Below are 24142 nucleotides of genomic sequence, written 5' to 3'. Positions count from 1 at the left end.
CTCGGTCAAGGACTTGGCCCGCAAGCTCATGCGCTACATCCGTCACTACAATCGCGCACCCAAGCCTATCAAGTGGACTTACCGCGACCCCTCACAGCGCATCAGCCTTGATACCATTTCATCTGTTACAGGCCACTAGATGGCAAACACTCATGCGATTGTGATTGGCGGGAGCATGGCGGGGCTTTGCGCTGCGCGCGTCCTCAGCAAATTCTATGACAAGGTGACCGCGATCGACCGCGACGCTTATCCTGCCGGGGCGCATGAACGGCCCGGGGTTCCGCAAAGCCGGCATGTCCATGCGCTGCTGATGCGCGGTCGGCTCGAACTCGATCGGCTGTTTCCGGGTTTCGAGAAAACGATGCTCGAGCGCGGCGCGCTCGAGATAAACTTCGGCCGCGATTTCGCCGCGCTGCGACCGGACGGATGGGCAGAGCGGCGTCCGAACTCGATTACGACGCTCTTCGCGAGCCGCGTGCTGATCGAGGCGACCGTGCGCGAGCTTATCCGAAGAATACCGAACGTCGAGCTGATCGAACGGGCCGAAGCGGTCGGCTTCGAGACGGTGCGCGGCGCTTCGATTCGGGTCAGCGGAGTAAAGGTTAATCCGCGCGACGGCGGCGCGTCGTTCACGCTCAATGGCGACCTTATAATCGATGCGAGCGGGCGCACGACCAAAATTCCGTCATGGATCGAGGCGATGGGCCTGCCTGCCCCGCCGGAGACGGTCGTCGACTCGCATACCGGGTACGCGTCGCGATGGTACAAAGTCAATCCCGAGCGTCGCCCGAAGGACTGGTGGTGGAAGGGAGTCTGGATCGATCCGGTGGCGGAAGATGTCTCCACTGCCGGCGTGTTGTTTCCGGTCGAGAACAATCGAATGATCGTCACGATGGCGGGAATTGGCGGCCATTACCCGCCGAGCGACGAGGACGGCTTTACCGCCCAACTCGCGCATCTGCGTTCGCCGATAATCGCGGAGGAAGTCGCGCTGGCGGAGCCTATGTCACAGGTCTATTCGTACCGGCAGATGGCGAATCGCTGGCGGCATTACGAGAAATGGGGCGCGCAGCTCGACGGCTTCGTCGCTCTCGGCGACTCATCGTGCGCGTTCAATCCGGTCTATGGCCAGGGCATGACTTCGGGCGCGTTGTCGGCGCTGATGCTCGGCGAGTGCCTCAAAAAGAACGGCATTAGTGACATCGAGCTTCCGCGAAAATTCTTCGCGGCGCAGGCGCGCTTTCAGGCCGAACCGTGGGGACTCGCGACCGCCTCCGATTTCAGAATCCCCGGCACCGAGGGCAAGCGTCCTATGATCAATCGGGTGATCGATCCGCTGCTGGGAAAAATGTTCCAGGTCGCGAACGACGATCCCGCGATCGGTGAGCGTATCGGCGAAGTCATCAACATGATGAAGCCGCCGTCGGCGCTATTCGAGCCGTCGTTGCTGAAGCTCATCGCGAAGGCATGGTCGCGCAGGCTCATCAGGGGTAAGACCCCGCCGAAGGAAACGGCGGCGATGCCGCCGTTGGCGCTGGGGGCAGAGGGCTAGATAGTTACTGCTGGTTTTGTTGGTTGGAGCTGCTACTAGGATCGATAGGGCGAAGGAGCTCGGGTTGGGGGTCTATCTTTAGTTCTACTGACATCAGTTGTCTCCCGCCGTGACTCCTATACACGCCTCGCATAGGAGGTACGTCGGAATAGTCGCGGCCGATAGCTACTCTTATGTGGCGCTCATCCACCATGCATCCGTTGGTTGGATCGAAACCGGTCCATCCCCAGCCTGGGAGCTGCGCTTCGAGCCACGCGTGGCTCGCTTGTGCTCCTACGGTTTCTGCCTTGGATTTGGCGGCGTGGGCGAGATAGCCGGAGACGTAGCGGGCCGGGATACCGGCGAGGCGCAGCACTCCTATAGTTAGATGCGCAAAGTCCTGGCAAACACCGCCGCCGACCGAGAGAATTTCGTCGGCGGTCGATTGCACCTTGGTCATGCCGGGCTCGTACACGAACTGGTCGCGGACGAAGGCTACTGTCCGGTTCGCGTAGGCGGCTACGTCCTCTGAGGGATCGGGCCTCGCCAGCCAGAAGAATCTGCGCATCGGCTCGCTGAACGGAACGTGGCGGCTCGCGTTAAGGAAGTCGTACTCAGTGCGATTGCGCGCGTGATCTTCGAGCAGGTATTCGCCGAACGGCATCGGAATCGCTGGCGACGGCGGGCCGGGTGTGCACTCGACAAGAGATTTCGCCGCGACGATTAGTTCAGGGTGCGGCGCGTGGATCGAAAACCCGTAAACGCGATTGCCGTAGTAGTCGTCGTACTCAACGGTGGACGCGTCGGGCGTCAGGTCCAAATCAAATTCGAGGCATCGCAGATTCGCGCCTTCCAGCGGCCGCATCCGCACCTCGTTGTGCGAATCGTAGGCCGGCATCTGGTATTCGAAGCGGGTAGTGTGACAGATCCGCAGCAGCATCGCATCAATTCAATCGACCTTGAGGTAGCGTTGGAAGACCTCGTCGCCCAGCGCCGCGCATCCATCCTGAATCTGAATCAGAAACTGATGCAAGCCGGATTTGATCACCTCGAGCGACCGCTTTGAGTTCATCAAGACCAGCAGTTCTTCGAGCTGCGTGGACGGCGGCGAGGGTTCGGGCGCCTGGCCCTTGATCCGGTTGAGCGAGGTCGCGAGCATCGCGAGCGCGAACCGCGCCGAGCGCGGGAATGTTGGATCGAAGAGCAGGATCTCGACAACGTTGTCGATTCTGATCGAGTTGCCAAAACGCTTGCGATAAGCCTCGAGCCCGGACGCGCTGCGCAAAACGGCGGCCCATTGCAGAATGTCGAGCGAACCGCCGACGTCTTCAAGCCGCGGCAGCAGGAAGTGGTACTTGACGTCGAGCATCCGCGATACATCCTCGGTCCGCTCGAGCATTATGCCGAGTTGCATGAAGTCGTAGGCGATGTCGCGCGGGATGGTGCTCTGGCGGATCCCGGACAGGCGATAGAAGCTGTCCTTTAGATCGGCGAAAAACGCGAACACGCCCGGCGAAATGAAAAGTTCGGGCGTCCATTCCTGCGCGTTGAGGTAGAGCGTGTTCAGATCGAGCCATAGCTCGGACGAGATGTAGTGGCGCAGCGAGATCGCGTTGTTGCGCGCGGTGTTGATGCAACTGCGAATCGAGTTGGGATTGTCGGTGTCGAGCGCGAAGAAGTTGAGAATGGAGGCGTCGTCGGCGGTCGTGTAGGACTCGGCGAAAAGGTCGCGCTCGCCGAAAATCGCGAGCAGCGGCGCCCACGGCTGCGCGTCGCGCGGCGGACTCTCGATCAGCAGATGGTAGTTGACGTCGAGCAGACGCGCGCGCCATTCGGCACGTTCCAGGTTGCGGGCGGTCCAGAAAAGATGACTCGCGATTCGCCGGAGCATCAGGCCTCGAGCACCCAGGTGTCCTTGCTGCCGCCGCCTTGCGAAGAGTTCACGATCAACGAGCCCTCGCGCAGCGCGACGCGCGTCAGGCCGCCGACGAGCACGCGCGGCTTGGCGCCGAGCAGCACGAAGGGGCGAAAGTCGATGTGCCGCGGCGATAGCTTCATCCCGCTCTCGGAGCCATTGTGAATGATCGTGGGATGGACCGAGAGCGCGATGACCGGCTGCGCGATGAAGGCCGACGGATCGTTGATGATCCGTTCGCGCGTCTCCGCGAGTTCCTTTTCGCCGGCCTTTGGTCCGATGACGACGCCGTAGCCGCCGGACGCGCCGGTGGGTTTGACGACGTAGCGCTCGAGATTTTTGAGCACCTGCTCGCGCACTTCGGGATCGCGCAGCAGATAGGTCTCGACGATCGGAAGAATCGGCTCCTCGGCCAGATAGTAACGAATCATCGCGGGCGTGTAGGCGTAGACGGCCTTGTCGTCGGCAACTCCCGTGCCGACGCCGTTGGCGATAGCCGCGTTACCGGCGCGCAGCACCGCGGTCAGACCGGCCACGCCGAGCAGGGAATCGGGGCGGAAGACGAGCGGGTCGAGGAAGTCGTCGTCGATGCGGCGGTAGAGGACGTCGATTTGGCGAAGCCCGTGAACGTCCTTCATGTAGAGCTTGCGATCGACGCAGACCAGGTCCACGCCTTCGACCAGCTCGATGCCCATCTGCTGCGAGAGGAAGACGTGCTCGAAGAACGCGGAGTTGAAGGGCCCGGGCGTGAGCAGCGCGATGGTGGGATTGGATTTGCCGGAGGGCGACATCTCCTTCAGGCATTGCAGCAGGTCGGCGGGATAGCGCTCGACGCTGCGCACGCGCGATGCGCGCATCAGAGTTGGGACGAGACGCATCATCACGACGCGATTTTCGATCACATAGGAAACGCCGCTGGGCGTGCGGACATTGTCTTCGAGGACATAGAAGCGGCCGTCGGCGCCGCGCACGAGATCGATGCCGGCGACGGTGACGAAGTTGCCCAGCGGAGGCTTGATGCCCACGGCGGCGCGGCGGAACTGTGGACATCCGAGAAGGAGATCGCGCGGGACGACGCCGTCGGACAGGATGCAGCCGTCGCCGTAAACGTCGGCGACGAAGGCGTTGAGCGCGCGCACACGCTGAATCAGGCCGGCCTCGAGCGTGCCCCAGGTTGCGGCATCGATCACGCGCGGAATTGGATCGAACGGGAAGATCCGCTCGGAGCCGTCGGCGGCGCCGTAGACGTTGAAGGTCACGCCCATGCGGCGGAACATGCGGTCGGCGCTCGCACAAATTTCGGCGAACTGAGCCGGCGGCATCGAGAACAAAGTGTCGATGACGGCCTCGCAGCCGGTTCGCGGCTGGCTCGATAGATCGAGCATCTCGTCGAAAACGCCGGCGTCGGTTTTATACGCCGCCCAAACGGGCACCGCCCTGCCTGTTTCGGAAACAGTCGAATCCATCGCACATCACCCCATCGCCCTAACTGGCGCGGAATTCAGCATCGCCGGCACACCGGCGTCATTGGAAGAGCAATCGACGGGCCAGACTCAGGCGGGAATTTCAGCGCCGCTTTGCGCGAGGTAGGCTTGGTAGTCGCGGTTGGTCGCGAGCAGGTGCCCATGCGTACCGGAGGCGGCAATCGTTCCGTCGTGGATGAAAAAGACGCGATCGCATGCGGCCAATGTGCCGGCTCGATGCGCGACGATGATGACGATTCGATCGCACGCTAGCGCGGTCAGCGTTTCTATGAGCGCGGATTCCGAGGCGGGATCGAGCGGTGCGGCGGGCTCGTCGAGGACAATGATCTCGGGCCGTCGAAGCAGGGCGCGCGCGATGGCGATTCGCTGTTTCTGCCCGACCGACAGGCGCGCGCCGCGCCGCCCGAGCATAGTCGAGTAGCCGTCGGGCAGGCGCTCGATAAATTCCGCCGCACCCGCCATCGCGGCCGCTTCGCGAACGTCGGCCTTCGACGCGCCCGCGCTGCCGTAGCGGATGTTGTCCTCGATCGAAGTCGAAAACAGCGCCTCATTCTGAAATACGAAACCGACGCGCGCGCGAATCGAGTCGGGTGCGACGGCGCGCGAATCGACGCCGTCGAAGGCTATCGTTCCCGCTGACGGTTCGACGAAACGCGGAATCGAGTTGATGAGCGTGGTCTTGCCGCATCCGCTCGCTCCCGCCAGCGCGACCATTTCGCCGGCGCGCATCGACATCGTGACGCCGCTCAGCACGGCGGTGGCGCCGTAGCCGATCGCGACGCCGCTGAACTCAAGGTTCCGGATGCGAGCACCAAGTCCGTTGCTGCGTCCGTCGGCGACCGGCTCAGCCAGGTTGTCGAGCACGCTGTGCACGCGGCGCAGCCCCGCGACCGACGCCTGCACCGACGCCCACGTGCCGCCGATGATTGCCATCGGATTCGCCAGCATCGATCCGTAACTCGCGAGCAGGACGATGTCGCCGAGCGTGATGCGTCCCACAATCACCTGCATCATCAGATAGTAGAGCGCGTATCCGATCAGCGCGCAGCATACGGGCGCGAGCACGATTACCAGCACGAAGATGATCGCGAGCATGCGGAACGTCGAGCGGTAGGAGGCCCAGCTCGCGGCGTCAACGGCGGCGGTCTCGCGCGACTCCTGTCCGTATGCCTTGATCAGCTGTACTTGCGCGACGCGCTCCTCGAATGCGGCCATCACGTTGCTGCCGCTTTCGCGCATCGACTGGCTTTGAGCGCGCAGGGCGCGTCCGAACAGGCTGCTGCCGATAGCGATCAAGGGCAGAAAGAGAATCGCGCCGACGACGATCACCGGCTCGTTGCTGAATTGCGCGGAGAGCACGATCATCGCCATCACGAACATGAACACCGACATGATTGGGGCGAGCACGCCGCGATAAAATACCGGGCCGATCGACGCACTGTCGTACATTACGCGGAAGACGGCGTCGCCGATTTTCTGGTCGGCGTAAAGCGCCAGCGGCGAGCGCAAAAATCGCTCGTAGATCGCGGTGCGCAGCGACTGGTTCATACGCTGCGTGAGATTGATCGTGACGCGCGATTCGAGATAGCCGAAGAGACCGTTCCACAGGCTGCTGCCGTCGTTGGCGTCATTGGCAGTGATGCCGGCTTGATCCAGTCCGTCGCTGTTCACGTTGGTGCCGAGCGCTTGCGCCTCGCCATGCACCATCCCGATCAGAATAACGGTCAGCACGAGAAACAACGTGACGGCGAGGAGCAGGCCGCTCCGGCTCGTACCGGCGAGCGGAGTCAAGATAGCGGCCGGCACCCCTGTGAGCGGGTGACCGTCGATGACGTTGTCGATGACGATTTTCAGCGGCCACGGCGTCATCAGAAAAAAAGTCAGCGAGATGAAAACCAGCGCGCACTTGATCGCGACGAGCCGCCGATAGCGGCTTACGAACGGCCAGCTCTTGACGAGTAGGCGCCAGGCCTCGCGCCACGTGAGGGGCGCCTGCTCATCGGCGTAGAGAAGATTCGCGCGCGAGTCGCGCTGCGCGATGGCGTCAGGCATTGCTCACCTCGCGAATCGGGACGTCGTCGAGGACGGATCCGTCGGCGGCAACGAGCCGGCCGGCGGCAAGCTGGTACATTCGGTCGGCGCGCGATGCGGTGGTGCGGCGATGCGTCGCGAGAATCACCATCCGGCGCGTGGGTTCTTCGTTCACCCACTCGCGCAGGCCGAGCATGACGGCGTCTTCGCTCGCCACATCGAGCGACGAGGTCGGTTCGTCGAGCAGAAGAATCGGCGCGTCGCGCAAAATCGCGCGCGCGAGGCCGAGCCGCTGCGCTTGCCCGGCGGAAAGCTTCGAGCCTTTTTCGCCGAGCATCGTGTCCAGGCCAGCCGGCAGAGAACGAACGAAGTCGCCCAAGCCTGCGCGATGAATCGCAGAGAGAACTTCCGCCGCCGACGCGTTCGGGCGGCCGTACGCGACGTTGTCGCGAAGCGTCGCGGTGAAAAGCGGATTTTCCTGCAGCGCGACGGAAAGCATGCCGCGCCACGCCGGAAGATCGAATCCTTCGATCGGTTCGGCGTTGAGCATGATGCGGCCTGCCGTCGGATCGAAGAATCTCACGATGAGCGAAATGATCGTGCTCTTTCCAGAGCCGCTGGGTCCGGCAATCGCGGTGATTTCACCGACGCGGGCCTCGAGATTCACGTCGGAGAGGACGGGCCTGCGCGGGTCGTAGCCGAAGGTCACGTTGTCGAAGGCGAGAGTGGTCGCGGTTTTTGGCGGGATTCCACGGCCAATCCTGACGCTTTGCTCGGGCGTTTGACCGAGCATCTCGAGCACGCGCGAGATCGCGACGGCCACGTCCTGCATGCTCCCCCAGAGGTCGGTGATACTTCGCGTGCGCGCGCTGACTCTGGCCACCAGCGCGAGCGAACCCTGGAACAGTCCCAGCGATACGGCAACGTGCGCGAGGCCCGCGGTTCCGCCCGCCATCAGTTCCGTCGCCCCGACGTACAGTGCCGCAACGTACGCCAGCCCGCGAACCGTGTTGGTCATGACGCGGTAGCGCGCGAGCATCAGGCGGGCGCGACGGCCGGCGAGGAATGCGTCCCAGTTGTCGCGCGCGTAATTTTCAGCTTCGAAAGCTTCCGTGCCGAACGCTTTGACGGTTTTGATCGACGCCAGCGTTTCTTCGATGCGCGTGGTCGCCAGCGCCGTGGCTTCGCGTTCACCGATGAAAGCGGCGCGCAACGAATCCGCGCAGATCCAAGCCAGGATGAAGTTCGCGGGCATCAGCAGCGCAGCGATCAGCGCCATCCGGGTGTCGTACCAGAGCAGGTAAAGCAGCGAGCCGATGGCGGCTGGAACGAAAATCAGCGGCTGAACGATCAGACCGTTGATCACGCCGGGAATCGCTGCGGAGTCTTGGAACATCCGGTAGATCGCGTCGCCGATCTTTTCCTCGGAATGAAAGCGCACGCTCAGTTCCTGCATCCGGGTGTAGAGATTGACGCGGAACAGATTGCTGATGCGCTGTAAAATCCAGATCGCGTAGCCGAAGAGAAATCCGAAAATGATCAAGCCGGCCACCGCCGCGCCGCCGCTAACGACGCCTGCGTGAATCAGAACGGTCCGCCGATCGGCATGCTGCGGCAGGTGAAGCATCCACGCCTGCGCGGGCGTCAGCGCGTCGCCATGACCGACGACGTCGAAGAAAACGCGCGTGAGGTTGAGCGCAAGGAGTCCGCTTAGGAGAGCCGGCGTCGTGAGCAGGAGCAGGTACACGAGATGGTGGCGGTAGGGGCGGATGAATGGCCACGCGCGCACGACGAGGCGGAACACGTCGCGCGAACGCAAGCGGCGAGCGTCGGGGAACGCCAGCTCGCTCGCGGCAGGAGGCGAAACGATTGTCGGTTCAGCGTTCAATCGAATCGCGCCGACTCACTTGCCGGGAGCGGTGCCAGCCGCGGCCAGTATGCTGTCTTCGAGCACGAACTTCGAGGTGCAAGCTACCTGGTTTTGATTGCCGCCCAGCACGTAACGTCCCTGGAAATCCGCCGACACCGAGGCAAGCGTCGAGTGTGCGGTCGTTTTCTCGAGCTTGACGGTCACGGTGACGGTGCCGTCCTGAAACTTGTAGATCATCTGAACCGGGCCCGTCTCGCAGAATGCCCAGTTGCGCCATGACAGGTCGTCGACGGCGGTCTGCTTGGCGACGAGCGTATGAGTTCGCTTATCGGAGCTGACGAGCTGGAAATTGCTGAGTGACGAGTCGGTGAAATATTTTTTGACCGTGGCGAAGACTTCATCAACCGGCTTTTGTATTTCCTGCATCCGAGGAACGATGCGCGGCGTTTCGATTGCGAAGGCTGGCGTGAAGATGAAAAACAATAGAGGCGTTATGATCGATGCGATGCGTAGTTTCATGACTCCTCCTTGATGGGTGTGGGGTTGCGAGTCCTACAAGATCATAACGGCGCGCGGAGCGGCGGGTAAAGGTACCAGCGCATGACTGTTTGATGATAACTTCGCGGCAGGAACGGAAAAGGAGCACATCATGCCCGCGTTGATTTTCGAAAAACGGAACCACGTCGCCTATCTCACAATGAACCGGCCCGAGGTTCACAATTCGCTGAATCCGGAAATGCTCGTCAGCCTCGCGGCGGCGTGGAAGGAGATCGACCGCGACGACGCGGTTCGCGCGACGATTGTGACGGGAGCGGGAAAGGTCGCGTTCTCGGCCGGTGCAGACTTGGGGCGCTTGATTCCGTTGTTCACCGGCGCGCGAAAGCCGGAGGACGAATGGGATAGCAAGCTGCTCGCGGACCGCAAGCTCGGCGACATCGCGCTGCTGCGCGGCTACGACATGGACAAGCCCGTGATTTCCGCGGTCAACGGATTCTGCATCGCGGGCGGAATGGAATTCATCCAGGGCACGGATCTTCGAGTCGCGTCGGAGAACGCGAGCTTCGGCCTGCAGGAAGTGAAGTGGGCGATTATACCGGCGGCCGGCTCGCTGGCGCGATTGCAACGGCAGATTCCGTACTGCAAGGCGATGGAGATTCTGCTCACTGGCAACAGGATCGATGCGCAGGAGGCGTGGCGCCTGGGACTCGTGAACTACGTCGTGCCGCAGGACGAACTGATCGCGAAGGCGGAGGAACTGGCGGCGACGATCGCGCAGAACGGGCCGCTGGCGGTGCGGAAGATCAAAGAGGCGGTGCGGCGAACGTCGGGGCGTCCCTACGAAGAGGCGTTCAAGATCGAAAACGAAATTGCGCGCGAAGTGATGAAGTCCGAGGACGCGAAGGAAGGGCCGCGCTCTTTCATGGAGAAGAGAAAGCCCAATTACAAGGGCAGGTAGCGCTCAAGCTCCGGCCAGCGCGCGCATTGTGTTGGGATAATCGCGCGACGCGGTGGCAGCCGGTCCGATCGGAAAGACCACTGGATGCGTAACACCGGCGGCGCGGAATCGCGCGACGAAATCGCGGCCGGATTTGGCGTTCCCGAATACCGCGATCTTGCGGCATGACGTTTCCGAGATGGCTCTGGGAGCCTCGTCGCGCTTGCCTTCCTTCCACAGCCGGCGTACCTCGTCGAACTCGGCCGCGAGTCCGTAGCGCGCGAACATCTTGTTGTAGTGTCCACGAATGCGTAACCGGCCAGCTCGCGCCGGAACGAATCGACCGCCTTGTCTTCTTCTTCCGTGATGCACATGCGGATGTAGATGCCCACATCGATGGCGGACGGATCGCGCCCCGCGGCTTTGGCGCCTTCACCAATATGCTGCACCATCGGTGCGATTGCCCCGGGCGGCGAGTAGTTCATCAGGACACCGTCGGCAACTTCGCCCGCGAGCCGGAGCATCGGTGCGTTGAGGCCAGCTAGGTAAATCTTCGGCGGACGTGGCGCGGTGATACGCATGCTCAGCTTGAAGTCGGACTTGTACACTTCGCCCTGGAACTTCGAGCGGCCCTCGGTCAACAACTGGCGCATGATCGTGACGCATTCGCGCATTGCGGTGACCGGCTTGCGATACGACGCGCCGTGCCATCGCTCGACGATGATCGGACTCGACACGCCGAGGCCGGCGATCGCGCGGCCGCCAGACAGTTCGTTGATCGTGAGGAAGCCCATCGCCATCGCACCCGGCGTGCGAATTTGAATCGGTATGACGCCCGTGGCCAGTTCGGCTTTGCGGGTGTTGACTGCGAGCGCGGCGAGACTGACGAACGCGTCGGGTCCGCTGACCTCCGCAATCCACAATGATGTGTAGCCGAGGTCCTCGGCCTCGCGGATGAGTGCGAGGCGTGCGGGGAGCGCGTCGGCGCCGACGCCGACGTTGGTCTGAAGTCCGAGCTTTTGATTCGATGGCATCGATAAGTCCGTGCGAGTTTGAGTTGCGCAGATTGTGCGGCTATTCGATTATGGCTGCAAGATATAATGATAGACTCTACGCAGGAGCGTTGAACCATGGCTTACTTCGATTCCGATGGCGTGCAGATTTATTTCGAGGAACATGGCAAGGGCGAGCCGGTCGTGCTGGTGCACGGCTTCGCGTCGCGCGCGGATCATAACTGGGGCGCGGATTGGTTCAACGCGCTTGGGGCGCATTACCGCGTGATCGCGCTGGATTGCCGCGGGCACGGCAAGAGCGGCAAGCCGCACGATCCGGCGGCGTACGGCGGCGAGACGATGGGCGATGACGTGATCCGGCTGATGGATCATTTGGGAATCAAGCGCACGTTGATCATGGGCTATTCGATGGGCGGGCGAATCGTGACGGGGCTTCTGATGTTGCATCCGGAGCGTTTGCGCGCGGCGGTGCTTGGCGGAATCGGCGCTGCGACCGCGGCCGCGCCAAGCTTCGACCGCAAACCGATCGTCGATGCGCTGCTCGCCAAAAATATTTCAGGAGTGAAGGAGCAGCGCGCGCGGGAGTTTCGCCAATTCGCGGAAGCTACCGGCAACGACTTGAAGGCGTTGGCGGCATGCATGGCCTCGAATCGCGAAGATTTCACTGCCGAGCGCATCGCGGCGCAGAAAATTCGCGTGCCGGTCATGATCGTAATCGGAACGAAGGACCTGCTCGTCGGCAATCCAAAGCTGCTGCAGGATGCAATTCCGGCCAGCAAACTCGTGATGCTCGAAGGACGCGATCATTTGAGCGCCCCGAGTGACAAGCACTACAAGGAAGCGGTGCTGGAGTTTTTCAAGACTGCGCCGGCGTAAGCGCCTGAGTCTATGCATCAGCTGATTCGCTAATACAGCTCGGCTATATGCGCGACGATCAACGTGAGCAATGGGAGAGCGACCCAGATCGTACGATAGTTCAATCGGATGCCTGGAATCGCGCAGCCCTCATTTGGTCAATAGCCTCGCCTCTTATCCTCGCGCTGTTAGTGCTCGGATTTGTGCCAGACTGGAACTGGAAGGAACTCACAGGGGCGATGATGTTTGCCTTTGCATCTGGCAGCGTAGTGCTGATTTTGGGCTGGGTATACGAACGCATCAAGTATCGTGAACGCTGAGTTTTAAGCTGACCTAGTGCCTCGCTCGGCGTCAGCTGATTCGCGGGGCGTTGAGGGTGCCCGTCAGGTGATAGGGCAGAGGGCCCGAGGGATGCGGCAATATCGCGAGCAAGACCGCCAGATTCGAAGCTGCGGCGGGAGCGGTCGACAGAGTGAATTGGATCGCGAGTTGGCTTTGGCCGGGGTCGGGTGCGAGCTGGATCGTTCCCTCGGCGGTCAGAGTCAGATCGCCGCCGCTGGTGGTGAATTCCTCGATCGTCACCGTGCCTTGATCCAAATTGAATTTTGAGTGCCCGTCGCCGAGATGGATCGGCGACGTCGCCAGCGCCGAGATGACGGTCAATCCGGCGGCGCTCAGTTCGCCGTCGCCGCTCTCCGCGATGTCACCGGAAGAGAGCAGCAGTTTGCCGCTTCCGGAGAGCCTGCCTGAAGTGTCAGCTCCTGGAATCGCGAACAAGTGCTGACGCGCGATATCCACCGAGTCGAGGTCGTAGCTGATTGCGGTGCCGCCGCCGCTGGGGCGGATTGTGAAGTTCACGACGCCGTCGTAGAGCGCGGCTTTCACGCGGACGCCGGGATGCAACGTGAGCATCGAGAGAAACGCGGGCGCAATCGTGAGGGCCGGGCTCTCGAGGAGCAGGCCGGCCGACGCGGGACGGGTCGAGCGCAGACGGACGTTCGACAACCGCGCGCCGAAGGGGAAGCTCGCTTTCTGACTCTCGCTTGAAACCTCGAGGCCCATCGGCGCGAGCATTTTCGAGAGAGTGGTGGAGTAGGGGAAGGTGGAAATCAGGTACGCGGCGAAGAGCGTCAGTCCGACAACCACGTAGCCGATGCGAACGAGAGCCGGCCGCCGAATTGGCGCGGACACATCGCGGGGCGCATCAGGTGTTCTTGGCGAGCGCGACACAGGTGAGGTCAACGTCGTACGAATGCGTGTCCTGGGTGCGGCGCTGGATGCGAATGTTCGACACGCCGATCGGCATCGCGAGCGAATTGATGCCGTAGAGCGCGTCGACCAACTGAGCGAGATTCACGTTGTCGAGCTTCAACTGCACGCTGTATTCGGTGAAACCGTCGCTGAGCTTGCGATCGGAGCCGGGCGTGATCGAGCCAATCTTCTGGCGGCCGACGCTCTTGGTCATCGACGCTTCGACGACCGAGAACAGCGAGAAATCCTTGCCCAGCGGGACCGTGTGCTTCTCGGCGTTGGCAAGGTCGGCCTTGAGCTGAGCGTAAGTGCCGGCGAGACGGCGAACCTCGGCGAGATCATGTTGCCGCTGCGCAATCTTGTGCTCGAGCCCCGAGCCAAGATCGACGATCGGCATGTAGACAAGATTGTAGATGAGAAAAACTCCGAGCAGGCCGCCGGCGATTTGCACCAGGATGCGTTCGCGCGGTTCGAGTTTCTGGTAACGGCCGCGAGCCTGAGCGATGTACGGATCGACGCGGGTGGCGGCCTGCTTGAGCAACGGGCGGAGCAAGTCCATCACTCGCGCGCGCAAATTGTCGATCCACTCTCTAAGCATGGCAGCTATTCGTCGCGCTCATTCCCGGGTTCGTCGCGCTCAGTCGCCGGCGTCGCGTCCTTGAAGTTCGCGTCCATGCGAAAATCCACTTTGCTCGGATCCGAGCCGGCCTTGGCATGCGCGACTTCGATCGAACCGAAGAAGCCGCTCTGGTCGAGCGCTCGTTTGGCCTGATCGACAGTCGCGAACGAATCCGCCTGGCCGGTCACGCGCAGGCCCTGCGAATCGATCTGCACGTCGGCCATCTGCACCGGAAACCGCGGCGGCAACGCTCGCGACACCGCGACCAGCGTGTCGAGCGGCGAATGAGTCAGGTTGCCGCCGATCAGATTGAGCCGCTTGTTCATCTTCGCAATCCCGAGCTGCAACTGCGCCCTGGCGTTGGCGGGATCGGTTTCGCCCAGCACCGGTCCGGCGACGGCGGCGATTTCCGCGTTGACCTGGTTGAGGCGATGAAGATTGGCGGACACGCCCAGCGCGAAATGGAAAATGATCACGGCCAGCAGCGCGGCGGCGAGGATCCCCGAAGTGTAGAAGGGGCTGAGGTCGCCACGGACGCGCCCGCGGAACATGAATTCGCCCTGGCGGAAATTGATCAGATCGAGTGGCTTACTGGGCAACTCGCCGAGCAGCATCGCGACGCACGATGAATACTTGCCGGTGTTCGGCACCGAGCCTTCGAAGATCCCAGTATAGTCGAATGCGCCGCCGTCGCGCACCGACATGGCGAGCGAATCAGACAGCAGTCCGCGGACTTTCGGATACGCAGCAGCCGCGCCCGCGACGATCACCTCGGTCTGATCGGACTCCTCGCCATTCGCAAGCAGGGTCTGACGCACCGAGTTGAGAATCGGCGCGGCTGCGTCCTGCGAGACCGCCGACCCGTCCGACATCATCAGGCCGCCCTGCATCGAACGGATCGCGCGGGGCGTTCCGCCGAGATCGACTAGCACGACCGAAGTGGAGTCCTCGTCGCCTTCGACGACCAGGTGCGCCATCGGCTTGGCGCCGTTTCCGTTTTTCGCGCGCGTGAGCATCGCGGCCAGCGCGAGCGGTGCGAGCGTGACAGTTTTGGGATCGAGTCCGGCCTTCAGCAGCAAATCGAGATGATGCTGGAGATCGCTCTTGCGCACCATCGCGGCCATCACCAGCGTGTGCTCGCCTTCGCGCCCGACGCGGGTGAACGCGACCGCGCCATCGTCGACCGGGAAGGGCAGATGCTCTTCCAATGCGAACGGAACCACCTGATGCAGCCGGCGCGCGTCCTTGAACGGCAGTTCGAGCAGGCGCTTGACGACGAGATCGGCGGGCAGCGCTGAGATCACAATGTCAGGTTGCCCGGCCTCTACCACCAGGCGGGAGAGCGCGCCCGCGAGGTCGCCCTCGTCGTCGGCGCGAATCTTGTCATACACGCCGGCGAGGGTGAACGAATTCCACGAGCGCTCCGCGACCGCCGCGCGCACGCGGTCGCCGGCGAACTCCAGCGCAAGTATTCGTTGAGCCATTAGGCGTCCTGCACCCTAATCCTCATGCCACGCGGCGAGCGTGCCGATGCCGTTGGTCTCGCGATGGAACGTCGCGGTGATGATTTTGCGCGCGCCCGCGTACGTACCCATCCCGTTAATCGTAAAAAACTGGCTGCGCATGTCGACGTCCTTCGAAAGAAGCTGCGCGACGTCGCCAAGATCGGGAAGGTTCATAATGTCGGTGGGTTGGGAGAACGGCCGAATCGCGCGGGCCTCGATAATCTCCTGCACGATTTTCTGATCCTCTATCAATTGCGGCTCCAGCGCGGCGATCACTTGCGGCGACGCGGTGTTGGCATTCACCGCCGGCTCGGGCATCACGGTCAGGAATGGGCTCACGCGATTGAAAACCGCCTCGTTGAAACCCTGGACCATCTGCAGGTCGCCGATCGTCGGCATCGCGCCGTAGCGCGGCTGATACGGCGGTTTCAAAGCCAGGTAGTAGTCACCGATGTTGCTATTTTGCGCATTGCCGTTCGGCGTGATCCAGTCGACGATACCTTGCACCAGGTCAACCTTCACGTTGAGGATCGTGAACAGGCGCTGGATCTTCAGAATCGCAGGCTGGTTGGGAATGCCGTTCTGGACCATCGCGTTGATAGGCAGCTTACGGGCTTCGTCCACGATCGACAACGAGACGTTGCCGCCCTCCAGCGGCATCGGCGGAAACGGCACCGCCCACACCTCGCTCAAGCTGTCGGTCGGGGTTTGCGATGTTGCGTCTGCGCGCGCATCCGCCGCCAGCAATCCGAGACCGATACTGACCGCCGACCGCGCCAGGTAGCTGGCGCGCAGCTCGTTGGCCTGGTTCGCCGCCGACACGCATCCGAGTCCGGACGTCATCGCGAAATCCACGACGATCAGCGTCATCAGCGCGATTCCCAGCAGGACCGCGAGCAGCGCCACGCCGCGCTCGCTCTTGCGCAGCCGCGTTACCATTCCTGTATCGCCATCGGCACGGTGACTTGCGTCGCAAAGTCCATCACGTGTCCGCCCGGCGCCGCCATCTGAATCTGGAGCGCCGCCGCCACCGGCAACTGGCGTCCCGTCGGCAGACTCGACGAATCCCAGCTCTCGCCCCACTTCTGGCCGTCGAAATAACGGATATGCAGCGACAGCACGTTGTCTGCGAGCACCGTCGTTTGCAGCGCGGCCGAACTCGTCAGCAATCCACTTTGCTGCGAGCGCTGCAGCAAGTACCAGCCCGGCTGGTCGGGATTCGGCGTCAAATTGTAAGTGACTATCGTCTCGGGCGTCATCCCGGTGAACGCGCGGCGATGCCCTCCGCTGAAGGTGGACAGCGTGATTGTATCGATCGGCGCGCCATTGCCCATGCGTCCGTTGCCGAACAGCGCGACCTTGCTGGCCGCATACGGAGTCTGGACGGCATTGCGTAATTCCTTGGTCATCTGCCACAGCAACGAGCGGCCTTCGCGATCGACCATCAGCCGTCCTTCGGCGTGCACCTTGCTGTGCGCAATTGTGCTGAACGAGCTGGCCAGCATCGTCAAGATCAGCGCCAGCACTCCAATCGCGAGCATCATCTCGATGAGCGTGAAGCCGTGTGGCGCACGATACGTCGGGATACGACGGTTCGTCATGGCGTCGCCCCCTGCCGCAGCCCATTTGTATCGGGCGGGATCGGCGAATGAACGAACTCGACTAGGGAGAAGCTCTGCGAGAGGGTGGGACCGTAACGAATCAGAACCTTGACCTTGCGCACGTCGGGAAACATGCCCGACGCCTCGACCGCCCGTTCCCAGCGGAAGTCCTTGAACTCGCCGGGGAATGACGCTTCGAAATTGCCGCTGGTGCGGCCGAGCTCGGGAAATCGCTCGAGCTCCGCCTCCGTCATGACGGCCTGCGCGAGCATCGAGGCGCGCGTCGTCTGCTGGGCGCGGATTACCGATTGAATGCTCTGATGATGGAGACCGAGCAGGCCGAGCAGCGCGATACCGAGGATCGCCATTGCGACCATCACCTCGAGCAGCGTAAACGCGCGCGCGCGCCGGCGAAGAATATTCACCGCGTCATCCCCTGCGGCATTACGTCGCCGCTGATGATCGCGACCTGTCCGGTCAGTGGAGAAAATTCAAGCGTCATCACGTCGCCCGATGCGTCTTCGAGGTGCACCACGGTCGCATCGACGTAGCCCTCTGGATAAAAGTTGGTCGCGACCACTCCGCGATTGACGGTGCCAATGCCTTCGATGGTCACGTCGCGAATCCGAATCGCCGCCGGCAGCATCACCGGCTTGCCCGACATGCTGTTATCCGGCGCGAACACCGGCTGTACGGCATAAGGATCGAGCTGCGCGGCCGCGTAGCCGTTGTTGTCCAAATCGAAGATGAGCCGCAGGACCAGCTTGTGGCCGGTGGCTTCATCGAACATAAAAGTCGCGCGGCCCGCCAGCCGGCGCGCCTGGCTTTTCAGCGCGGCCTCGCGAAAGCCGCCGAGATACGGCAACGCGAGGGTCAGCATCAATCCCATGATGAAGATCACGACCGCCAGTTCGAGCAGCGTGAAGCCCGGCGAGGCGGACGACACGCTGAGCCGCACAAGCGTTCTGGCGCGGCGAGCAGATGGTCCGGGCCCCGATTTCATGGCGCCGTCACGACGATTGGCTGGCGTCTATATCGTCCGAGCTTTCGACGCCGTCGGGGCCGAACGACTTCAGCACGTACGAGTTCCCATCGCTCTGGTAGAAGTAGGGCGTCCCCCAGGGATCTTGCGGCAGGCGCTCGATATAGCCGCCGCTTTCGTAATTCGCGGGCACGCGGCCGTTGGTCGGCGGCGACACCAGCGCGTTCAGACCCTGGTCGGTGGTCGGGTAGTAGCCGTTGTCGAGGTAGTAGCGATCGAGCGCGGTCTTGATCTCGGCGAGATCAGCCTGCGCCTTGGTCTTCTTGGCCTTGTCGGCGGCGCCGCGCAGACTCTGGACGACGATCGTCGCGAGCAGGCCGAGGATCAGAATAACCACCATGATTTCAATCAGGGTGAAACCGTCCTGATTGTATCGGCGTGACTTCATCGCGGTTACCTCCGGCGCGTTCTTCACTGCATCAGCTGGTTGAGCTGGAAGATCGGCATCAGCACCGCCAGCATCATGAACACGATAACAGCCGCCATCGCCAGCGTCATCACCGGCTCCAGCACGGTGGTCATCTGGCTCAGCGAGTGCGAGACCTCGCGCTCGTAGTTGTCGGCCACGCGCTCGAGCATCCGCTCCAGTTCGCCGGAGCGTTCGCCGACGCGGATCATCTCGATCAGCAACGGCGGAAAGAGCCCGCTGCGCGCCAGCGTCTGCCCCATGCCGTGGCCCTCGCGAATACTTTCGCGGCTCTGCTCGATGGCGTCCTTGAGCAGACCGTTGGTCACCACGCCTTTGACCGCGTCGAGCGCCGGCAGCAACTGCACGCCGCTGGCGAGCAGGGTGGCCAGGGTCCGCGCAAAGCGCGCGCAAATGATTCGAATCATCGTCGGCCCGATGTAGTACGCCTTCAGGATAGCGGTGTCGTACATGCGCCGCCCGCGCGGCGTGGCCATCGCAGCGGTAAATCCAGCCACGGCGCCGACCACCAACAGCGCCAGCGGGATCCAGTAGCCGGTGACGATCCCCGAAATCGTAATCAAGACTCGCGTCGCCAGCGGCAGCGCCGCATGCTGCTGCTCGAAAATCGTCGCGACTTGCGGCACCACGTATGCCACCAGGAACGCCATGATTCCCGTGCCGACGCACATCATGATGATCGGATAGGTCAGCGCGCCGCGCACCTTGGTGACGAATTCGTTTTGGCGCTCGCTGTACTCGGCCAGCCGGTCCAGCACGGCCTCGAGCGCCGCAGCCTGCTCACCCGCGCGCACCATCCCGATATAGAGGTCGGAGAATGTATCGCGATGATTGCTCAGCGCGTCGGCCAGCGACGAGCCCTCGCGCACGCGCTCGCGCACCTGCGAGAGCATCCGCTTGGTCGCGGCGCGGGTCGATTGATCGCTGAGCGCGCTGAGCGCATCGACCAACTGCACGCCGGCGCCGAGCAGTGCGCTCAACTGGCGCGTCAGCAGGGCCAGGTCCGCGGCCGGCATCTTACGCCGCCACAGCGACGGCAGCCACTCGCGCCTGGCTTCCTGGCGTTCAGCGGCGTTGGACTCCTCGTTGAGGTCGGTCGGGAAAATTCCCGACGCGCGCAGCTTGCCGCGCGCGGTCCGGGCGCTGTCGGCGTCAACCACGCCGTTGACCGAGCGGCCGTCGGCGCCAAGACCTCGATAAGCAAATACTGGCATCGGTGAAAAAAAACTTATGCGGGCGCGCTAGTCGATGTCTTCCTGCGTGACCCTCAGCAGCTCCTCGATCGAGGTCTCGCCGCGCAGCACGCGCGCCGCGCCGTCCTGGCGCAGCAGAGTCATCCCCTGCTCGGTACATTTGCGGCGCAGCATGGCGGCATCGGCTTTCTGCATGACCAGCGAGCGGATTTCGTCGTCCATGATCATCAGTTCCTGTATCGCCATTCGGCCGCGATAGCCGGTGCTGCGGCAATGGCGGCATCCCTTGGGACGGCAGATCTTGGCCGTCATGTCCCCGGGCTTGAGTCCGATTCGCGAAAGCTCGGACTCGCTGGGACGGTATGGCTCGCGGCAATCGGGGCAGAGCTTGCGGATGAGGCGTTGGGCCAGCACGGCGAGAATCGACGACGAGACCAGGAACGGCTCGATCCCCATTTCCACCAGCCGCGTCACCGCGCCGAACGAATCGTTGGTGTGCAGCGTCGAGAACACGAGATGGCCGGTCAAGGCGGACTGGATCGCGATTTCGGCGGTCTCGGCGTCGCGGATTTCGCCTACCATGATCACGTCAGGGTCTTGGCGCAGAATCGAGCGCAGGCCGCTGGCAAACGTCAGCTCGATTTTCGGGTTCACCTGCATCTGGCCGACGCCGCGGAGCTGGTACTCGATCGGATCCTCGATCGTAATGATGTTTTTTTCAGGAGAGTTAATTCTGGACAGGCACGCGTACAGCGTCGTCGATTTGCCCGAGCCGGTCGGCCCGGTCGCCAGGATGATCCCGTGGCTCTGCCGAATCAGCCGGTCAAGCCGCTGCAGGTTCTCGCCGGAAAACCCGAGATGGTCGAGATTTACGTCGACCGCCGCCTGCGCGCGATCGAGCAATCGCAGCACGATCCGCTCGCCGAACGCGGTCGGTATCGACGAGACCCGCAAATCGATGTCGCGGCCCGCGATGCGCAGCCGGATGCGGCCGTCCTGCGGCAGGCGCTTTTCCGCGATATTGAGGCCCGCCATGACCTTGACGCGCGACGTGATCGCCGGCTGAAAGCGCTTGGGCGGCGACAGCACGTCGTAGAGCATCCCGTCCACGCGAAAGCGAATGACCAGTTCCTTTTCGAAGACTTCAATATGAATGTCGCTCGCGCGGTCCTTGACCGCCTGCGACAGCACGCCGTTGACGAGCTTGATGATCGGCGCCGAATCGTCGGACTCGAGCAAGTCCAGCGGCTCAGCCGCGAGTTCATTGGCAACCACGTCAAGCCGCTCTTCCTGGAGATCGATCATCAGATCTTCGGCCGAAGTGGCCGAAGCCTGGTCGTACGCGCGGTTGATTGCTTCGACGATTACCTCGGCCGGCGCGACCAGCGGATGTATCCGCGCGCCGTACAGGATTCGCAAGTCGTCGAGCGGCTCGAAGTTGGCCGGGTCGGCGATCGCTACGGTCACCGTCCCGTCCACGCTCGACAGCGGGATCAGGCGGTTCTTCTTCGCGTAGTTTATCGGAATCTTCGAGACAAGGGCCGGGTCCAGCGAATTCTCGTCGATATGCGCCTGGAACGGCAGCCGGTACTCCTGCGCGAGCGCGCGCGCGAGGCGCTGCGGCTCCAGCGCACCCATCTCGACCAGCACGTCGGCCAGCTCCTGCCCGGGCTTCTTGCGCTGGCGCGCCTTGTCCAAGTCCTGCGCCGAGACCCACGAGCGGTCAAGCAGGATTGCCTCGAAACTTTTGCGTGCGGTCGCCATCAGGCGAGCCCGACCGCCGGCGCCACGGCGCGTCGATTCAAGTCATATCGAGTCATCTTCAACGACAGTGCCACCACACCGAACTTACCACCATTCCCCCCGTTCGGGCTCAATTAGACACGATGGTTCTGGCTAGTTGCAAGTATGCGTTCCCCATAGCACCGACCAGTTTACCGCCGCTGGCTGCGACTAGTAATGCACTGCGCCGGGCGTCGTTTGGGTCCCGTTCCCAATCGGCCCCTGGTTGATCCCCAGGCCGATGCCCGTATGTCCCTTGAGCGGCAGCGTATGCTCCGCTTCCTGCCATGAGACGAGTTTACCCCCCACAAACTTCAAATCTAGGAAGGTCCCCTTGTCGCCGTCCTTGGACGAGGTGTACAGCAGCGCCGCCGTAATGTCGTTGCTGTTGGGCTTGTATGGGTAGCTCCAGACCTCGGTATCGCCCGGCAGATAGGTCCGGATATCCGGCTCGCCCCATGAATGATGCACCTCGGGCGAGGTCTGGCCGACTTGCAGCGAATCCGACATCCGCGTCGCCTTGATTCGAGTGCCGGCCTGGTAGGCCAGCCCGCATCCACCTGAAATGAGCGCCGCCGACATTATCGCGAGGAGGGCGAAGCGGGGAAATCGGGTTTTTTTCGAGGACCGGGTTCTTATCGACATTCCATCCATCGGCGCGATTCTGTGGGGGCCATCCCTGATTGTCAACGTAGCACCGATCCGCGTTGCGGCAAGGATGGCAAGTTCATAGGCTGGCGCGCGGGAGGAGACTTCGATTTGCGCGCTTCGTCAGAGGACCTGCGGCAGCGTTTTCGCGCTCGTGTGCATCGCGCTTTTGTCGAGCGCGGCGCGCGGCTTCGCGTCGGATCGCAAACAGAGCGTGCCGCCGGCCCTAAGCGAACTCTCCCGGCTGGCCGCCGCCAAATTTCCCAGCCTCACGCACGCAGAGTTGGCGTTGCTCGAATTCGCGGAAATCGGCAACCTGAATCACGGCGAGCTTGCCGTCGCTGGTCTGAGCAAGGACCCACTGGACCCGAGCAACGATCCGAAAGACGCTGCCGCCTGGACGAGGGATCGCGACATTCGCGCCACGCTCATCGAGTGGCTTGCCGTCGATCACGCGGCAATCGCGCGCATCCATCCAAGCGGCATCCGCGTGCTTGGTGCGCGGGTGGTTGGCCCGCTCGATCTCTCCTACGTGCACGTGCCATTCGCGATCATGATGATCCAATGCTCGATCCCGAAGCAGATTCGGCTCGCGGCGACCGAGATTCCTCGGCTCGATCTCGACGGGAGCTACACCGGCGAAATTTTCGCTCCTGACATGCGGGTCGCTGGCAGCTTGTTCTTCGGGGACGATGGCCACGACTACGGCTCCTTTCAAGCCGACGGCGAGATCGATATTTCGGGAGGCAAGGTGGACGGAGATCTGGTCTTTGACCACGGACATTTCCGGCATTCCAAGGCAGCGTTTAATCCTTTTTTGACCCCACTGAAGGTTGCTATCGATGCTGACGGCATCGAGGTGAAGCATTCGATAGGAATGTGCTGCGGCGCCGAATCAGATGGAGCCGTGGTCCTCAACCAATCGGCGATAGGAGGCGATTTGACCTTCCCCGGCGGACGGTTTGTAAATCCGAACAACACCTCAATCGCGGCCTCGCTTGTCCGGATCGGAGGGAGCGTTATTCTGGGGGTCGAGCCGTTCGGAGACTTTCAATCGGACGGGGCCGTGGAATTCCTGGGGACTCACATCGCGGGAGTGTTTCTTATTTCAAGTGGCAAGTTCGCTGGAAAAACCACCGAGCGCCATGGCCTGTTCGCCGGCGGCCTTGAGGTCAATGGCTCCTTCGGGACGCAAAACACGGACCTGCAAAATGGGGCAACTCTCGACTTAAGTGGGGCAAGCGTCCTTGGGATGAATGACGACGAACGGAGTTGGCCGCAGGCGGGCAAGCTCCTGATCGACGGCCTCACTTATACGGGATTCGGAGTGGTCAAGAACGCGCGAAGCCGCTTGCGATGGGTGTCTCTGCAGCCGGAGTTCCATCCGCAGCCATATCGCGAGCTCGCGAAGGTTCTGCGCGCCAATGGCGACGACGCGGGTGCAGTCAGCGTGTTGATCGCGGAGCAGGATGCGCGCTACCAGAATTCGTATTTGCTGCGCCGAATCTGGGCGGGCTTTCTCAAGACTACCGTCGGCTACGGCCACGAGCCGCTACTCACGATTATATGGGCGTCGATGGTGGTGCTGCTCGGATGGCTGATGGTTACGGTCGGCGCGCGAGCAGGTGTGATGCGCCGCACCTGGCCGGAATCGATTCCGAATTCCGAAAGCGGGTCCGATTACGAGCGGCTTCATCCGCTGCTCTACTCGCTCGACGTATTCCTGCCGTTCGTTAATCTTCATCAGGAACACTATTGGTGGCCGGACGCAGGCGCCGCCGGAGAGATAGCCCTATTCAACCGGAAAGTGAGATTCAGCGGGCGTATGCTGCGCTACTACCTGTGGCTGCAAATCATTGCGGGATGGTTGCTCAGCGCGATCTTCATCGCGGGCGTGACCGGCCTGATTCGAACCTTCGAAGATTGAAAAATCCATCGCG

At 62.4% G+C, this 24142-nt stretch carries 23 protein-coding genes; 5 read left to right on the top strand and 18 right to left on the bottom strand.

Going from position 1 to position 24142, the window contains the following annotated elements; translation table 11 throughout:
- The first annotated feature begins 139 nt into the window (after positions 1-139).
- The gene (locus VJX68_RS14735) at positions 140-1552 is read left to right on the top strand and encodes an FAD-dependent oxidoreductase (protein ID WP_324096472.1); all 1413 of its coding nucleotides are present in this window, start codon (positions 140-142) and stop codon (positions 1550-1552) included.
- Between the two features lie 4 nt (positions 1553-1556).
- On the opposite strand, the gene VJX68_RS14730 is transcribed toward VJX68_RS14735, so the two are convergent.
- The 6 genes from VJX68_RS14730 to VJX68_RS14705 form a co-directional block, all read right to left on the bottom strand.
- Positions 1557-2471, bottom strand: coding sequence for a transglutaminase family protein (locus VJX68_RS14730; RefSeq protein ID WP_324096471.1), 915 nt, complete (start codon positions 2469-2471; stop codon positions 1557-1559).
- Positions 2472-2480: 9 nt separating this feature from the next.
- On the bottom strand, positions 2481-3422 hold the full coding sequence (locus VJX68_RS14725) for an alpha-E domain-containing protein (protein ID WP_324096470.1): 942 nt from the start codon (positions 3420-3422) through the stop codon (positions 2481-2483).
- Positions 3422-4912, bottom strand: coding sequence for a circularly permuted type 2 ATP-grasp protein (locus tag VJX68_RS14720; protein ID WP_324096469.1), 1491 nt, complete (start codon positions 4910-4912; stop codon positions 3422-3424). Before VJX68_RS14720 ends, VJX68_RS14725 begins: the two co-directional genes overlap by 1 nt.
- 87 nt (positions 4913-4999) lie before the next feature.
- Positions 5000-6982: an ABC transporter ATP-binding protein gene (locus tag VJX68_RS14715; protein ID WP_324096468.1), complete on the bottom strand. Its 1983-nt coding sequence runs from the start codon at positions 6980-6982 to the stop codon at positions 5000-5002.
- The gene (locus VJX68_RS14710; protein ID WP_324096467.1) at positions 6975-8849 is read right to left on the bottom strand and encodes an ABC transporter ATP-binding protein; all 1875 of its coding nucleotides are present in this window, start codon (positions 8847-8849) and stop codon (positions 6975-6977) included. Before VJX68_RS14710 ends, VJX68_RS14715 begins: the two co-directional genes overlap by 8 nt.
- Positions 8850-8864: 15 nt before the next feature.
- Positions 8865-9350, bottom strand: a complete 486-nt coding sequence (locus VJX68_RS14705; RefSeq protein WP_324096466.1) for a hypothetical protein — start codon at positions 9348-9350, stop codon at positions 8865-8867.
- 130 nt (positions 9351-9480) lie between these two features.
- On the opposite strand from VJX68_RS14705, the gene VJX68_RS14700 reads away from it, so the two are divergent.
- Complete coding sequence (locus VJX68_RS14700) at positions 9481-10287, top strand: enoyl-CoA hydratase-related protein (RefSeq protein WP_324096465.1); 807 nt, start codon at positions 9481-9483, stop codon at positions 10285-10287.
- On the opposite strand, the gene VJX68_RS14695 is transcribed toward VJX68_RS14700, so the two are convergent.
- Entirely contained in the window at positions 10272-11300 is a 1029-nt protein-coding gene (locus VJX68_RS14695; protein ID WP_324096464.1) for an LLM class flavin-dependent oxidoreductase, read from the bottom strand. The two genes, VJX68_RS14700 and VJX68_RS14695, sit on opposite strands and share 16 nt — an antisense overlap.
- Before the next feature lie 96 nt (positions 11301-11396).
- Here VJX68_RS14695 and VJX68_RS14690 point away from each other — a divergent pair, with 96 nt between their 5' ends.
- A complete protein-coding gene (locus tag VJX68_RS14690; protein ID WP_324096463.1) occupies positions 11397-12155 on the top strand; it encodes an alpha/beta fold hydrolase in 759 nt (252 codons plus the stop codon).
- A 47-nt stretch (positions 12156-12202) separates the two neighbouring features.
- Positions 12203-12454 (top strand): hypothetical protein, encoded by a 252-nt coding sequence (locus tag VJX68_RS14685; protein WP_324096462.1) that lies wholly within the window; start codon positions 12203-12205, stop codon positions 12452-12454.
- A gap of 31 nt (positions 12455-12485) precedes the next feature.
- Here VJX68_RS14685 and gspN read toward each other — a convergent pair whose 3' ends face one another.
- From gspN to VJX68_RS14630, 11 genes are all read right to left on the bottom strand, one after another.
- Positions 12486-13325: a type II secretion system protein GspN gene (gene gspN / locus VJX68_RS14680; protein WP_324096461.1), complete on the bottom strand. Its 840-nt coding sequence runs from the start codon at positions 13323-13325 to the stop codon at positions 12486-12488.
- A gap of 13 nt (positions 13326-13338) precedes the next feature.
- The gene (gspM, locus tag VJX68_RS14675) at positions 13339-13983 is read right to left on the bottom strand and encodes a type II secretion system protein GspM (RefSeq protein WP_324096460.1); all 645 of its coding nucleotides are present in this window, start codon (positions 13981-13983) and stop codon (positions 13339-13341) included.
- A 5-nt stretch (positions 13984-13988) separates the two neighbouring features.
- Positions 13989-15488: a type II secretion system protein GspL gene (gene gspL / locus VJX68_RS14670; protein ID WP_324096459.1), complete on the bottom strand. Its 1500-nt coding sequence runs from the start codon at positions 15486-15488 to the stop codon at positions 13989-13991.
- Positions 15489-15503: 15 nt separating this feature from the next.
- Positions 15504-16448, bottom strand: a complete 945-nt coding sequence (gspK, locus tag VJX68_RS14665; RefSeq protein WP_324096458.1) for a type II secretion system minor pseudopilin GspK — start codon at positions 16446-16448, stop codon at positions 15504-15506.
- Positions 16442-17110 (bottom strand): prepilin-type N-terminal cleavage/methylation domain-containing protein, encoded by a 669-nt coding sequence (locus VJX68_RS14660; RefSeq protein WP_324096457.1) that lies wholly within the window; start codon positions 17108-17110, stop codon positions 16442-16444. The genes gspK and VJX68_RS14660 overlap by 7 nt, the downstream gene beginning before the upstream one ends.
- Positions 17107-17535 (bottom strand): type IV pilus modification PilV family protein, encoded by a 429-nt coding sequence (locus VJX68_RS14655; protein WP_324096456.1) that lies wholly within the window; start codon positions 17533-17535, stop codon positions 17107-17109. Before VJX68_RS14655 ends, VJX68_RS14660 begins: the two co-directional genes overlap by 4 nt.
- Positions 17532-18113 carry a type II secretion system protein gene (locus VJX68_RS14650; protein ID WP_324096455.1) on the bottom strand — a complete coding sequence of 194 codons (582 nt, stop codon included), beginning with the start codon at positions 18111-18113 and terminating at the stop codon, positions 17532-17534. Before VJX68_RS14650 ends, VJX68_RS14655 begins: the two co-directional genes overlap by 4 nt.
- Before the next feature lie 7 nt (positions 18114-18120).
- Positions 18121-18540, bottom strand: coding sequence for a type II secretion system major pseudopilin GspG (gene gspG / locus VJX68_RS14645; protein ID WP_324096454.1), 420 nt, complete (start codon positions 18538-18540; stop codon positions 18121-18123).
- Between the two features lie 23 nt (positions 18541-18563).
- Positions 18564-19793 carry a type II secretion system inner membrane protein GspF gene (gspF, locus tag VJX68_RS14640; RefSeq protein ID WP_324096453.1) on the bottom strand — a complete coding sequence of 410 codons (1230 nt, stop codon included), beginning with the start codon at positions 19791-19793 and terminating at the stop codon, positions 18564-18566.
- A gap of 27 nt (positions 19794-19820) precedes the next feature.
- Entirely contained in the window at positions 19821-21536 is a 1716-nt protein-coding gene (gspE, locus tag VJX68_RS14635) for a type II secretion system ATPase GspE (RefSeq protein WP_324096452.1), read from the bottom strand.
- Between the two features lie 189 nt (positions 21537-21725).
- The gene (locus VJX68_RS14630) at positions 21726-22136 is read right to left on the bottom strand and encodes a hypothetical protein (protein WP_324096451.1); all 411 of its coding nucleotides are present in this window, start codon (positions 22134-22136) and stop codon (positions 21726-21728) included.
- 220 nt (positions 22137-22356) lie between these two features.
- Between VJX68_RS14630 and VJX68_RS14625 the strand changes: the two genes are divergently transcribed.
- Entirely contained in the window at positions 22357-24129 is a 1773-nt protein-coding gene (locus tag VJX68_RS14625) for a hypothetical protein (RefSeq protein ID WP_324096450.1), read from the top strand.
- Positions 24130-24142 lie beyond the last annotated feature (13 nt).

It is taken from the genome of Binatus sp. (SeqCode), assembly GCF_035272065.1.
Lineage (GTDB): Bacteria > Desulfobacterota > Binatia > Binatales > Binataceae > Binatus.
The sequence above is the reverse complement of the archived record's forward strand: the minus strand, read 5'-3'. Positions and strand labels throughout refer to the sequence as shown.